The 14131-nt window shown below is 75.0% G+C and carries 9 protein-coding genes; 8 read left to right on the forward strand and 1 reads right to left on the reverse strand.

Annotation, left to right across the window (positions count from 1 at the left end; genetic code table 11):
• Positions 1–2 precede the first annotated feature (2 nt).
• Complete coding sequence (locus NLU66_RS17505; protein WP_259360874.1) at positions 3–1970, reverse strand: penicillin-binding transpeptidase domain-containing protein; 1968 nt, start codon at positions 1968–1970, stop codon at positions 3–5.
• 39 nt (positions 1971–2009) lie between these two features.
• Here NLU66_RS17505 and NLU66_RS17510 point away from each other — a divergent pair, with 39 nt between their 5' ends.
• The 8 genes from NLU66_RS17510 (at position 2010) to NLU66_RS17545 (ending at position 14130) form a co-directional block, all read left to right on the forward strand.
• Positions 2010–2924 (forward strand): PfkB family carbohydrate kinase, encoded by a 915-nt coding sequence (locus NLU66_RS17510; protein WP_259360875.1) that lies wholly within the window; start codon positions 2010–2012, stop codon positions 2922–2924.
• Between the two features lie 68 nt (positions 2925–2992).
• The gene (locus NLU66_RS17515) at positions 2993–3529 is read left to right on the forward strand and encodes a glutathione peroxidase (protein WP_259360876.1); all 537 of its coding nucleotides are present in this window, start codon (positions 2993–2995) and stop codon (positions 3527–3529) included.
• A gap of 107 nt (positions 3530–3636) precedes the next feature.
• A complete protein-coding gene (locus tag NLU66_RS17520; protein WP_259360877.1) occupies positions 3637–4770 on the forward strand; it encodes an SPFH domain-containing protein in 1134 nt (377 codons plus the stop codon).
• A gap of 7 nt (positions 4771–4777) precedes the next feature.
• Positions 4778–6262 (forward strand): arylsulfatase, encoded by a 1485-nt coding sequence (locus NLU66_RS17525; protein WP_259360878.1) that lies wholly within the window; start codon positions 4778–4780, stop codon positions 6260–6262.
• Between the two features lie 94 nt (positions 6263–6356).
• Complete coding sequence (locus tag NLU66_RS17530; protein WP_259360879.1) at positions 6357–7457, forward strand: hypothetical protein; 1101 nt, start codon at positions 6357–6359, stop codon at positions 7455–7457.
• 73 nt (positions 7458–7530) lie between these two features.
• Positions 7531–10227, forward strand: coding sequence for a PD-(D/E)XK nuclease family protein (locus NLU66_RS17535; protein WP_259360880.1), 2697 nt, complete (start codon positions 7531–7533; stop codon positions 10225–10227).
• Positions 10224–13481 (forward strand): UvrD-helicase domain-containing protein, encoded by a 3258-nt coding sequence (locus NLU66_RS17540; RefSeq protein WP_259360881.1) that lies wholly within the window; start codon positions 10224–10226, stop codon positions 13479–13481. The genes NLU66_RS17535 and NLU66_RS17540 overlap by 4 nt, the downstream gene beginning before the upstream one ends.
• Positions 13474–14130, forward strand: a complete 657-nt coding sequence (locus NLU66_RS17545) for a nucleoside/nucleotide kinase family protein (RefSeq protein WP_259360882.1) — start codon at positions 13474–13476, stop codon at positions 14128–14130. Before NLU66_RS17540 ends, NLU66_RS17545 begins: the two co-directional genes overlap by 8 nt.
• Position 14131: the final 1 nt, after the last annotated feature.

A 14131-nucleotide genomic window follows, 5' to 3' on the forward strand; every position in this document is an offset into this window, starting at 1 on the left:
CCTCACTCGAGGCCGGCGGACTGCGCGGCCTCGAGCACCTGGCGCACGAGCGGCCCGGCGGTCGTCGCGCCGTAGCCGCCGTCCTCGACGAAGGCGCAGACCACGACGTCGCCCTGGGCGGCGACGACCCACGAGTGGAGCTTCGCCTCGCCGTTCGCGTCGGTCCACTCGGCGGTGCCGGTCTTGCCGATGACCTCGCCGCCGGAGAGGTCGCCGAGCTGGCTCGTGAGCGTGCCGTCGGTGACGGTGCGCGCGAGCATGGCGCGCATGTCGGCCGCCTCCTGCTCGGTGAGCGGGGTGGGGACGTCGGCCGCGGCGGCGTCGTCGTCCATGAGGATGCGCGGGTGGACGGTGCTGCCCGAGCTGATGCTCGCGAGCGCGGTCGCCATCGCGAGCGGGGAGGCGAGCACCTTGCCCTGGCCGATGAGGTCCGCGGTGTGCTCGGAGCCGGTGTCCTCCGGGTCCACGGAGCCCATGAACGCGTCGAGGCCCGCGGGGGCGTCCTGGCCGATGCCGAGGGTGGTCGCGGCGTCGACGAGAGCGTCCTGGGAGACGTTCCCCGACTGCAGCACCATCGCCGTGTTGCACGAGTGGGCGATCGCCTCGGCGAGGCTCATCGAGCCCACGAGGTCGCTCTCGAAGGAGTCCGCGTTCTTGTAGGAGCGGCCGTCCACGCTCGCCGTGGCGGGGCAGTCGACCTGCGTGTCCGGGGTGTCGCCGGTGCGGAGCAGGGCGAGGGCGGTCGCCATCTTGAAGGTCGAGCCGGGGGCGTACTGCCCGACGAGGCCGACGGGGTAGGACTGGCCGCTCGGGCCGAGGCCCGTGGCGAGGACCTGCCCGGTCGAGGCGCTCATCGCGATGACGGCGCTCGGCGAGTCCTGCCCGGCGACGGTCGCGGTCGCCGCCTCCTGGAGCTCGGGGTCCAGGGTGATCTGGACGTCGGTGCCGTCGGTCGGCTCGCTCTCCTTGACGACCTCGCTCGAGCCGTTGAACCCGCGGGCGATGATCTGCAGCCCCTCGGTGCCGACGATCTGGTCGCGGCGGGCGGCCGTCACCCCGCCCGAGGAGATGAGCTCGCCCTGGACGATCTCGCCGCCCGACTCCTCCGCGTCCGTCGCGGTCGCCTCGCGGAAGGTGCCGAGCACGCCGGGGGCGTAGCTGCGGTCCGCGGCGAGCGGGAGGGTGCCCTCGACCGCGCTGTAGCCGGGGAGGGCGGCGGCCGTGTCGAGCGGGTGCTGGCCCTTCGCGGAGGCACGGATCGTGAGCGCGGGGACGATGCTCGCCGTCTCCCCGGCGGCCTGCGCGTCCATCACCTTCTGCTCGTAGGAGTCCGCGTCGATGCCGAGCAGGCCCGCGAGCTCCCGCGCGGTCCCGGCGGCGTCCTCGTTGCCGGCGATCTGGGACAGGTCGAGCCCCACGTCGATGACGTCCGTGGGCGCGACCAGGATGTTCCCGTCCCGGTCGGTGACGGATCCGGCGGTGCCGCGGGTGATCTCGACGTCGAGGGAGCCGGAGTCGTCGTCGAGCCCCGGGTACACGACGTTCGGGAGCATCGTCGCGGACCACGTGCCGTCGTCGCCCGAGAAGGTCGCCGTGGTCTCGTACGTCCAGGTGCCCATCGGCTCGGGGAGGTCCCAGGTCCAGGTGTACGTCGCGGTGCGGACGCCGTCCTCCACCTCACCGGCGTCGGTGAGCGCGACGGTGGGCTCGACGCCGGTCGCGGCGACGACGGACGCGGTCACGTGCTCCCGGATCGCGGCCGCCTCCTCGGCGGTGCTCCCGGCGAGCGGGACCCCGGAGAAGTCCCCGCTGTCCAGTGCCTCCGCGAAGGCCTCCGCCTCCGCCCGGCCGCCGTCCACCCGGGCCCGCCACAGCAGCACCCCGCCCACGACGAGGGCGATCACCGCGAGGGCGGCGACGCCGATGATCCAGGGGGCGCGACGGCGGGGGCGGCGAGCTGAGGTGGCCATGCCACCATCGTCCACCATCCCCGCCCCTAGACTCGCCCCATGCCCCGCGTGCTCCACACCTCCCAGGCGCTCGTCGACATGGTGGTCGAGGTGCCCTCGCTGCCCGTGCGCGGCGACAACGTCAACGCCCGCTCGGAGGAGCGCTACGCGGGAGGCGCCGCGACGATCCTCGTGGCCGCCGCGCGCACCGGGGCGGAGGCCGTGCACGGCGGCGCCCACGGCACCGGCCCCAACGGCGACCTCATCCGCGAGGTGCTCACCGAGGCGGGGGTGACGCTCGCGGACTCCCCGCGGGAGGACGACGACTCCGGCTACTGCGTGGTGCTCGTCGAGCCCTCCGCGGAGCGCTCCTTCGTCACCGTCTACGGGGCGGAGCGGCAGGTCACCGCCGAGTCCTTCGCGAGGCTCGACCCGCGGCCCGGGGACCTGCTGTGCATCTCCGGCTACTCGCTGTTCGAGCCCACGCGCGATCCGCTGCTCGCGCTCCTGGAGTCCCTGCCCGAGGGGGTCGAGGTGGTGCTCGATCCGGGCGAGCCCTTCGCCTCCTTCCCCGTGGAGCTGCAGGACCGGGTGCTCGCGCGCACCACCGTGTGGACCTCGAACGCGGCGGAGGCCCGGGCGATCACGGGCCTCGACGATCTCGAGGACACCCCGGAGGCGCTGCGGCGCCGGATCGGTCCGGGCACCGTCGTCGTGGTGCGGGACGGCGACCGCGGTTGCACGGTCTTCCACCACGGCCGGGGCACGTTCATCCCCGCCTTCCCGCAGAAGGCGGTGGACACCAACGGCGCCGGGGACACGCACACCGGCACGATGCTCGCCGAGCGCGCGCTCGGCGCGGACTGGGAGTCCGCGGCCACCCGGGCGAACGCCGCGGCGGCCATCGCGGTGACCCGCTGGGGCCCGCAGTCCGCCCCCACCCGGGCCGAGGTCGACGCCTTCCTGGACGGCTGAGCGCCCCGATCACCGGTCCCCGCCCCTAGGATGGGTGGTCGCGACCACAGCAGGCAGGAGGCCCGTCGATGACGAAGCTCGACGCATCGGATCCTTCCGCACCCCTCCCCGGCGGGGACCGCACCCTCCACGACTTCTCCGCCCGGACGATCCGCGGGGACGTGCAGGACCTCTCCGACTACGAGGGCCGGGTGCTGCTCGTCGTCAACACCGCGACCCAGTGCACCTTCACGCCCCAGCTCGAGGGGCTGCAGTCCCTCCAGCGCCAGTTCGGCGACCGCGGCTTCACGGTGCTCGGCTTCCCGTCGGACCAGTTCCACCAGGACCCGGGGACCGACGAGGACACCGAGCAGGTGTGCACCTCGAGCTACGAGACGACCTTCCCGCTCTTCGCGAAGACCGACGTCAACGGGCCGGGCGCCCCGGAGATGTGGGCCTGGCTGCGCGGCCAGAAGGCCGGCGTGCTCGGCGGCCGCATCGCCTGGAACTTCACGAAGTTCCTCGTGGGCGCCGACGGTCACGTGCTGCGCCGCTACGCGCCGCCGGTGCCGCCCGCGCGGATCGCGCGCCGCATCGAGGTCGAGCTGCAGCGGCTCGGCCGCTGAGGGCGCGCCTCACCTTTCCTCGGATCCCCTCCCTTCGTCGGCCCCCTCGGGCCGGGACCATTCGGTAGCGTGGCTCACATCGACCACCTCCTGGAAAGGGGAACCCCATGGAAGGCGTCGTCGCCGTCCTCATCGTCCTCGTCGTCATCGTCGTGGTGCTCGCGATCCTCGGAGCGCTGCTCTTCGGCGGGCTGCGCACCTCGATCATGTTCACCGTGCACACGCAGGAGAACGTGATCGTCGAGCGCTTCGGCAAGTTCCGTCGCGTCGCGCGACCGGGCCTGAACTTCAAGGCCCCGTTCGTGGACAGCACCACCCGGCCGATCTCCCTGCGCATCCAGCAGCTCGAGGTGAACATCGAGTCCAAGACCAAGGACAACGTGTTCGTCACCGTGCCGGTGGCCGTGCAGTACGTGATCAAGGAGGAGCAGGTCGTCGACGCGTACTACCGCCTCTCCAACCCGGAGAACCAGATCCGCTCCTACGTGTTCGACACGGTGCGCTCGGCGCTGTCCGGCCTCGAGCTCGACGAGGCCTTCGAGTCGAAGGACGACATCGCCCGCAGCGTCGAGAACACGCTCTCGGTGCGCATGCAGGAGTTCGGCTTCAACATCGTCAACACGCTCGTCCAGGACATCTCCCCGGACGCCCGCGTGCGCGACTCGATGAACTCGATCAACGCCGCCCAGCGCGACCGCGTGGCCGCGCAGTCCCTCGCGGAGGCGGACAAGATCAAGCGCGTCACCCAGGCGGAGGCCGAGGCCGAGTCCAAGCGCCTGCAGGGTGAGGGCGTCGCCGCCCAGCGCAAGGCGATCGCGCTCGGCATCGCGGAGCAGTACGAGATGCTGCGCCGGGTGGGCATCGAGTCCTCCGCCGAGCAGCTGCTGCTCATGACCCAGTACTTCGACACCATGCAGGACGTGGCCCGCAACGGCCGCTCGAACGTGCTGTACCTGCCCTCGAACCCGGGCGCCGTGGGCTCCATGGGCGACGAGATCCGCTCCGCCATGCTGCAGGCGCAGGCCGCGCACCAGGCGAACGAGGACGGCGAGCAGGCGGAGGCCCAGCAGCGCCGCACCGCGGACGCCCAGCGCGCCGAGCGCCAGCGCCGCGTCAGCGCCCAGCAGGCCCGCGACGCGCAGGCCGAGGCCGAGCGCCGTGCCCAGCAGGCCGCGCAGCAGGCGGCCGACGGGCAGGTCCCGCCGTGGGCCCGCCCGGGCAGCGCGGACCCGCAGGGCTGATCCGGTCGTGAGCACCCCGCCCCGCCCCCACATCGTCCTGGTCTGCGTGGACCAGATGCGCGGTGATGCCTGGGGCGGGGCGGGGGCGCACTGGGCGGACACCCCGAACCTCGACGACCTCGCGCGCGGCGGCCACTGGTTCCCGCGCGCCTACTCGGCGACGCCGACCTGCGTGCCGGCGCGCGTGGCCCTGTTCACCGGGCAGTCGCAGGAGCGGCACGGCCGCTACGGCTACCGCGAGGGGATCTCCTTCCCGGACGCCCACCCCGTCACCCTGCAGTCGACCCTGCGGGACGCGGGCTACCAGACCTTCGGCGTGGGCAAGATGCACGTCTTCCCCGACCGTGCGCGCTGCGGCTTCGACGACGTGCGCCTGCACGACGGGTTCCTGCACACCTCGCGGCGGCTGACGGGCGGCCCGTCGGGCGCGATCGACGACTACGTCGACTTCCTGCGCCGGGAGACCGGTGACCCGCGCGCCGACTCGCAGGACTCGGGGATCGGCTGCAACGCGATCACCGCGCGGCCGTGGGAGCGGGAGGAGCGGCTGCACCCCACGCGCTGGGTGGCCGACGAGTCCGTCCGCTTCCTCGAGCGCCGCGACCCCACACGGCCCTTCCTGCTCTTCATGTCCTTCCACCGGCCGCATGCGCCGCTGGACCCGCCCGGATGGCTGTGGGACAAGCACCGGGCCCGCACCTCCCCCACCCCGCCGATGGGCGACTGGGTCTCCCGCTTCGACGAGCACCGGCGGGACTTCGGCTCCGAGGCGGAGTTCGGGGCGCAGAAGCCGTCGACCCTCCACGACCAGCGGGCCGCGTACCACGCGTCGATCGAGTTCATCGACCTGCAGCTGAACCGGCTGCGGGAGGCGCTGAGCGACCACGGCCTGCTCGAGGACACGATCATCGCGTTCGTCTCCGACCACGGCGACATGCTCGGCGACCACGACATGCAGCGGAAGTCCGTGGGCTACGAGGGCGCCGCGCGGGTGCCCTTCGTGCTGCACGTGCCGCCCGCCCATCGCCAGGGCTGGGGCGAGGGCGGCGCGGTGGACGCGATCGTCGAGCTGCGGGACCTCATGCCGACGCTGCTGGACCTCGCCGGCGTCCCGGTCCCCGACACGGTCGACGGCCGCAGCCTGCGCCCCGCGATGGCGGAGGGCGCCGCGGTGCGCGACCACCTGCACGGGGAGCACGTGATCGGCTCGCTGGGCCGGCACGGCCTGCACTGGATCCGCAGCGAGCGCCATAAGTACCTGTGGTTCTCCGGCGACGGCCACGAGCAGCTCTTCGACCTCGTCGAGGACCCGCAGGAGCGCCACGACCTCGCCGCCCGGCCCGAGCACGCGGAGGAGCTCGCCCGCCATCGCGCGCTGCTCGTCGCGGCGCTCGCGGAGCGGGAGGAGGGCTTCGTCCGGGACGGCGCGCTCGTGCCGGGCCGGCCGCTGCGCACCGAGGCGCCGTGGGTCCAGGAGCACGCCCGACTCTGAGCGGATCCGGGGGCCCGTCGGCCCCGACGGAGGTCGGGTCCGCTCCCACCCCCGGACGGACGCCCGGCACGGCCCGCCGACGTGGAATAGGTCCATGACCTCCTCCGATGCCGACACGCCCCCTGCCACCCCCGTCCCCTCCCCCGCGCCCGAGGACGGCTACGCCGTCGAGAAGCGGGTCGCCCGCACCGTCGCCGTGACCCTGGGCTGGTGGGCCCACGGCGGGGTGCGGCTGCTGCTCGCGCTCGTGCTGCTCTACTACGGCGGCACGAAGCTCGTGCTGGGCCAGTTCGGTCTCTCCGACCCGGGGGACGCGCTCATCAGCCAGGGCGAGATGAGCCCCATGGGCCTGCTGTGGCGGATGGTCGCCTTCTCCCCGCTGTTCCAGCTCCTCGCGGGGGTCGCGGAGTGCGGGGCGGGGCTCGCGCTGCTGTGGCGCCGCTCGGTGCCCTTCGGCGCGGTGGTCGGGGCGGGGTCGATGGCGCTCGTGCTCGTGCTGAACCTGGGCTACGACGTCATGGTGAAGACGCCCTCGCTGATCTACCTGGTGATGTCGCTCGTGGTGCTCATCCCGTGGATGCCGCGCCTGTTCAGCGCGTTCTTCCGGCGCGGGGAGATCCCGCGGGGCCCGCTGCCCACGCTGATCCCGTGGCGCCCGGTCGCCCGGGTCACGGACGTGCTCGGCCCGATCGCCGCCGTGGCGATCGCGGCGCTCGTCATCTGGGGATCGACCCAGCTGTACCCGCCGCGCAGCAGCGACGACTCCGTGCCCGCGGGCGTGTGGGCCGTCCAGGAGGACACCGCGCAGCCCGCGGCGCAGCTGGGCGAGGACCGTCGCTGGGCGCGCATCGCCTTCGGCGACACGGTCTACGGCGAGGACTCCCCCGTGCAGCTGCGCCTCGCGGACGGCACGCTCCTCACCGGCACCTACCGGCGCGGCGGTGAGGGCACGGTCGAGCTCGCGCTCCAGGACCTGCGGGAGGAGGGGCAGCCGGTGCGGGAGTACCTCGACGTCCTGCCCCAGGAGCTGACCCTCACGATCGAGGAGCAGTCCGGCGGCACCCTGCACGTCACGGGCGACGGGGTGGACGGCGAGGACGTGGACCTCGTGCTCGCCCCGGATCCCTCGGGATCCACGCTGTACGAGCGCGGCTTCAGCTGGTCGATCCGGCCCGACGACCCGTTCAACCGCTGAGCGTCGGCCGCCTCCCCTACTGTGGGTCCCGCGGCAGGTCACGCCGCGCGGATTCGGCGGAGGAGCAGGTGGGATGCGGATCGAGTTCGGCTGGTCCCTGGACGGCGCGGCCTGGGCGGACGGCGCGGGCGCCCGGGGCGCGGCGCGGATGGGGCCGCGGTCCCTCGTGCAGCTGCTGCAGAACCGTCTGGGCCTGACCCGCCCGGCGGTCGAGCCGGCGGTGCGGGTCGCGCAGTACGTGCGGCTCTTCGAGGAGCACCTCGCCTCGCTGCCCGATCCCTCGGCGTTCTGGCCCGCGCGCTCCTTCGCGGTGGACCCGTGGAGCACGGGGCGGCAGCTGCTGCGCTGGCGCGACGAGGCGGTCGCGACGGGGTGGCGGCCCTCGGGCGTCGAGGGCCCTCTCCCGGAGCGGCTCGCGGCGCTGCGCGATCTCGAGCGCACGGTCGTCGTCGGCACGGCCGGCACCCTCGCCCCCTCCCCCGCGGACGACCTCGCCGAGCTGATCGCCCTGCTCGAGGGGGACGCGGCGACCTGGCCGCTCGGCATCGAGGAGGTCGCGCTGCACGAGCCGCCGGAGCGACTGCCGGGCCGGTGGCCGCACCTGTTCTCCCTGCTCACCGCCGCGGGCGTGGACTTCCCTGTGCTGCCCGCCCCCGAGGCGGGCGCGCCCGCGCTCACCGTCGTCGAGGCGCTCGACGAGTGGTCCGCGGCCGACGTCGCCGCGCGGTACCTCGCCGCCCCGGCCTCCCCGGAGGACGGCCCGCTCACGGTGCTCGCCGCCCGCGGCACCGACGTGCTCGACCGGGCCCTGCACCGGCGCGGCCTGCCCGCGATCGGCCACGTGGAGCCGTCCACGGACCGTGCCCACCACCAGGTGCTGGGCCTCTTCCTCGACGTCGCGACCGCCCCGGTGGACGTCCACCAGCTCGCGGCGCTGCTGGACCTGCGGGTGCTGCCGGGAGCGGACGGCGACGCCGAGCCCGTGGGCCTCGTGCCCGCGGCCGCGCGCCGACGGCTGCTGCGGGCGCTGGGCCGGGAGCCCGGCGTGGGCGGTCCCGCCTGGCAGGAGGCGCTCGGACAGATCGCCGCCGACGGCCCCGCCCCCGCGATCGAGGCCGCGCGGGCCGTGGACCGCATGGTCACGGAGCCGCTGCCCGCGGAGGGCCTGCGCCCTGACCTGCTCTCCGCACGCCTGGACTGGCTCGTGGAGCGGCTGCGGGCGGTCGCCCGCGGTGAGGGTGAGCTGCTCGCGACGCTCACCCAGGTGCGGACCCTGCAGCAGGTGCTCGGCATGCTCGACCCGGCGGCACCGCTCGCCCGGCGCACCCTGCAGCAGGTCATCGACTCGTGCGGCGGATCGGGGCCGTCCCCGCGCGCCGTGCGCGAGGTCGCCGACTGGGCCGTGACCACCCGCCCGGCGCAGCTGCGCGCCGCGGGCGGGACGGTGCTGTGGTGGGGGCCGTCGGCCGAGGAGCTGCCGGCGGCGGAGCGCTGGGACACGGCGGAGGCGGCCGCGCTCGAGGCGGGCGGCGGGCGGGTGCTGGACCCCGCCGCCGTCGCCTCCCTGCAGGTCGACGCCGCCCTCGCGGGGCTGCGCGGCGTCCGGCGCGTCATCGCGGTGCTGCCCGGGCCGTTCGCGGAGGAGGCGCCCGGGCCGAGCGGCCTGCTCGCCCACCTCGAGGCGGCCGCGGGGGCGGAGCGCCTCTCCCCCGAGTCGCTGATCGACGGGGACACCTGGAGCCTCGCCGGCCGCACGCTCCCCGTCACCACCCCCGTCGAGGAGCACGGCGACCCGGTGCCCCCGCTCGAGCGCCGCATCGCGCCCGCCCCGCACCTGCTGCCCGAGCGGCTGTCCTACACGCAGGCCGCGTCGCTGCTCGCCTGCCCGCAGCACTGGGCGCTCGAGTACGCGCTCGACGTGCGCCCCGCCGAGGTCGCCGCGCTGCCCACGGGTGCTCGCATGATCGGCACGCTCGTCCACGCCGTCGTCGAGACGCTCGTGCACGAGCACGCCCACCCGACACCCGAGCAGATCGGGGCGACCTTCGACGCGCTCGTCCCGCAGCTCGCCTCGGAGCTCGACCTCCCGGGCCGCGCCGCGGAGCGCTCCGAGGTGCGCGAGCGGGCCGTCCGCTCCCTCGGGGCACTGTTCCGCGGTCTCGCCGACGCGGGCCTGCGGATCACCGGCACCGAGTCCCGCTTCTCGCTGCCGCTCACGCTCCCGCTCGCCGCCGGCCCGCACACGGTGACCTTCGTCGGCAGCCGCGACGTGGACGCCGTGGACGCGCAGGGCCGGCCGAGCGTCCTGGACCTCAAGTGGTCCCGCAGCCGCACCCGCTACGGGGACCTCTTCGACACCGGGGAGGCGATCCAGCTCGCCGCCTACGCGTGGACGGTCGCCCAGGAGCAGTCGCTCGCGGAGCCCGCGGGCGTCGGCTACTTCCTGCTGCGCAGCGGTGAGTTCGTCTCCGCCGATCCGGCGCTCGACCCGCGCCGCCGCACGCCGATGGACGTCGAGGACGCCTGGTCGCGCATGCTCGCGGGCATCACGACGGTGCTCGACGAGGTCGCCGCCGGCACCGTGCGCGCGGGCTGCCGCGCGCTGATCGAGGAGGCCGGCCTCGACGCGGGCGCGACCTGGGCGCAGCATGCGAAGGCGGTCACGGCCGCCCGGGCGACGGCGCGAGCGGCGGGCGGGCTGCTCGTCGAGGACCACTGCGCGGGCAGCGAGTACGCGCAGCTCTGCGGACTGACGGGAGACCGACGATGAGCACCCCTGGCCCCTCCTTCACCCTGATCAACGCCTCGGCGGGCTCCGGGAAGACCCACACGCTCACCCACGAGATCGCGCGCCGGATCGAGGAGGGGCTGGACCCCTCGCAGCTCATCGCGACGACCTTCACGAAGCGCGCCGCGGCGGAGCTGCGCGACCGGGTGCGGCGCACGCTGCTCGAGCGCGGCCAGCTCGACGCGGCGCGCGGCATCGACAGCGCCCTCATCAGCACCGTCAACGCGGTCTCCGGGGAGCTGCTGCGCGAGTTCGCGCTCGACGCCGGCATCTCGCCCGACGTGCAGGTGCTCGACGAGGACCGGCAGCGGGCCGCCTTCCGCGCCGCGATCGACGAGACCGCCGCCCAGGCCGGGGCCCGCGCGAGCGACCTGCTCGCGCGCACCGAGCACGACGGCGAGGAGGACCCGGAGCTGCCCTTCGCCGCCTCCCCCTCGTGGCGGGCGCACGTGCGGGACCTCGCCTCCCGCGCCCGCACGAACCTCATCGACGCGCAGGCGCTGCGGGACGGCGTCGAGGCCTCCTGGCAGGACTACCGGGAGGCGGCCCTCCCGGCGGCCGCGCCCGAGGACCGCCGGCCCGCGTGGACCGCGCAGCTCGACACGGCGCTGAAGGACCTGCGCGCGCTGGCGACCGGCGACGAGAAGGGCGCGGCGACCGTGCGCAAGCACCTCGACACCCTCGAGGCGATGCGCCGGGACCTGCGGGACCCGGCACGGGCTCCCTGGTCGCGCTGGGCGAAGCTCGCCGCCGTCGGCTCCGGCAAGGCCGGCGACCCCGCGGCGAAGGGCTACGTCTACAGCAAGGACGTGGACCTCGCCCTGCTGGGAACGGCGACGATGATCGATGAGGAGCTGCTCGCGAACCCCGTGCTCCAGGCGGACGTGCGGGCCGTGATCGCGCTGGTCATGGAGACCGCCGCGGAGTCCCTCGAGGCGTACCGCGACCACAAGGACGCCCTGGGCCTCATCGACTTCGTGGACCAGGAGGTGCGGACCCTCGCGCTCGTGCGGGAGTCCCCGCGGGCCCGCGAGGCGATCCGCTCGCGGTTCCGCCTGCTCGCGGTCGACGAGTTCCAGGACACCTCCCCCGTGCAGCTCGCCCTGTTCCTCGCGCTGAGCGAGCTCGTCGAGGACAAGATCTGGGTGGGCGACCCCAAGCAGGCGATCTACGGGTTCCGCGACGCGGATCCGGCCCTCATGACGGGGATCATCGCGGAGATCGAGAGCGGCCGCACGGATCTCGGCGCGGCGAGCGTGCGGGACCTCGAGCACTCGTGGCGCTCGCAGGCGCCCGTGCTGGATCTCGTGAACGCCGTGTTCCCGCAGGTCTTCCCGGACCTCCCCCGGCATCGCGTGGTCATGGACGCGGCGCCGGAGGCCGCGCGCCGCCGCGCCGCCGCGGGCCGCCCGCCGGGCAGGCTCGAGGGGTGGCTGCCGGAGGTGCCGCGGAAGCTCACCCATCCCCAGCACGCGACGGCCGTGGCCGACGGCGTGATCGACCTGCTCGCCGAGCCGGGCGTCTCCCCCGGCGACGTCGCCGTGCTCGTGCGCTCGAACCGGCGCGCCGCCGAGGTCGCGGAGGCGCTCGCGGCGCGCGGCGTGCCGGCCTCCGGCGAGGGCGCCCCGATCCTCGCCGCGCGCGAGGGCCGCCTGGTGCGGGCGGCCCTCGCGGTGACCCTCGACCTCGCCGACACGCTCGCCCTCACCGAGCTCGTGGACCTGCTGCCGGATCATGCCGCGCACGACGGCTGGTTCGCGGAGCTCGCCGCCGCACCGGACCGCGAGGGTCGTCGCGCGGTCTTCTCCCGCTGGTGGCAGGACCCGGTGCTCGCGGGGCTGCGCGACCTGCGGGAGGACTGCATCTCCCTGACGCCGGTGGAGATGGTCACCGCCGTCGTCGACGCCCTCGACCTGCCGGAGCGGATCCGGTCGTGGTCCGCGCCCGATCAGCGGCTGCGCACCCTCGACGCGCTGCGCGCCGTCGCCGCGCAGTACGCGGACCGCGCCCGCGCGGACTCCGCCCCGATCACCCTCACCGGCCTCCGCATCGCGCTCGACGCCGCGGACGCCGGCCCGGACCTCTCGAGCATCCCCGACACCGTGTGGGTGGGGACGATCCACGGCGCGAAGGGCCTCGAGTGGTCGCGCGTGGTGGTCATGCTCGACCATGCGCCGAGCGACCGCTCCCGCCATGACGGCGGCTTCGTCGTGCCGGCGCCGGAGCTGCAGGTCACCGCCCCGCTCGACGGCCGCTCGCCGCGCTACTGGCCGGGCGTCCTGCCCCGGTACGCGCCGCTGCAGGAGGGGCTCTCCGCCTCGGAGCATGCACGGCGCCGGGCGCGGACGGAGCAGGAGGAGTCCGGGCGCCTGCAGTACGTGGCGCTCACGCGCTCGGCCGACGTCACCGTGCTGAGCGGCGCCGGCCACGCCCCGGTGCTCGATGCGCTCGTCCCCGGTCACGAGGGCGCCGGGCCGCTGCTGAGCTGGGAGGCGGGCGGTGAGGCGATCAGCGTGCGCGGCGCGGGCGACCTGCCGGCGACGATCCGCACCCCGGCCGGGCTGCTCGCCGAGGACGCCCCCACGTACCGGGCGCGGCGCAGCCCGCTCGCGGCGACGGACCTCGCCGTGCCCGCTCCGGGAGAGACCGCTCCCGCGCCCGCCGCCCCTGCCCGATTCCAGGCCTCCGGGGTCGCCTCCGGCACGGGCGTCGTGCATGCGCCGCGCAGCATCGGCCGGCGCCTCGTCGAGGGCGGCGGGGAGCGCTGGGAGCGGGTGGGCGAGGCGGTGCACGCCTACCTCGCCCTGCCGCTCGCCCACCTCGACGCGGCGCAGAAGCAGGCCGCGGCGGGACGGCTCGTGGAGCGCTGGGCCGTGGCCCGGGCCGTCGGCCCCGAGGTGCTCGTCGAGGCCGGGGAGGCGTGGGCGGGGTTCCTCGCCGCGGAGTTCCCGGGCGCACGGGAGCTGACGGAGCAGCCGATCTCCTGGTGGAACGAGGACGCGCAGGTCATGGAGGGGTGGATCGACACGTTGCTCGAGCTGCCGGGCGGCGGCATCGTGCTCGTGGACCACAAGTCCTATCCGGGCGACGACCCGGTGGGGCACGTGGAGCGGCACTATCTGGGGCAGATGGCGACGTACTCGCGGGCGCTCGCAGCGGCCGGGGCGGAGCCCTCTCGGATCCTCCTCCACATGCCCCTGCGCGGTGAGGTGCTCGAGGTGGACGTCGATGCCTGAGCCGGTCGTGCTGGAGGGGCAGGAGGCGGTGCTCCGCGCCGCGCTGACGCTGCTCGACGAGGCCCGCCGCGGCGGGGGCCGGCGGCTGCTCGGGGTCGCCGGGGCGCCCGGGGCCGGGAAGTCGACGCTCACGGAGCTGCTCGCGCGGGAGCTGCCGGAGGGCTCGTGCACCGTGGTGCCGATGGACGGCTTCCATCTCGCGGATCTCGCGCTCGACGCGCTGAGCCGACGGGACCGCAAGGGCGCCCCGGACACCTTCGACGCAGGCGGATATACGGCGCTGCTCCAGCGGATCCGGACCCAGATGCCCGGGGACGACGTGGTGTGGGCGCCCATGTTCGAGCGGGATCTCGAGCAGCCGCTCGCGGGGGCGATCGCGGTGGAGGCCGAGGTGCCGCTCGTCATCACGGAGGGCAACTACCTGCTGCTCGACGAGGGACCGTTCGCCGGGGTGCGGGCGCTGCTGGATGCGTGCTGGTTCGTGGAGACGCCGGAGGACCTGCGGCATGAGCGGCTGATCGCCCGCCATGAGCGCTTCGGGAAGCCGCCGGCCGCGGCGCGGGACTGGGCGCTCGGCCTGGACGAGGGGAACGCCCGCCTCGTCGCGGCGACCGGGCACCGTGCTGACGCGCGGGTGCGGCTGGGTTGAA

This window comes from Brachybacterium sp. NBEC-018 (assembly GCF_024860185.1).
Taxonomy (GTDB): Bacteria; Actinomycetota; Actinomycetes; order Actinomycetales; family Dermabacteraceae; genus Brachybacterium; species Brachybacterium rhamnosum.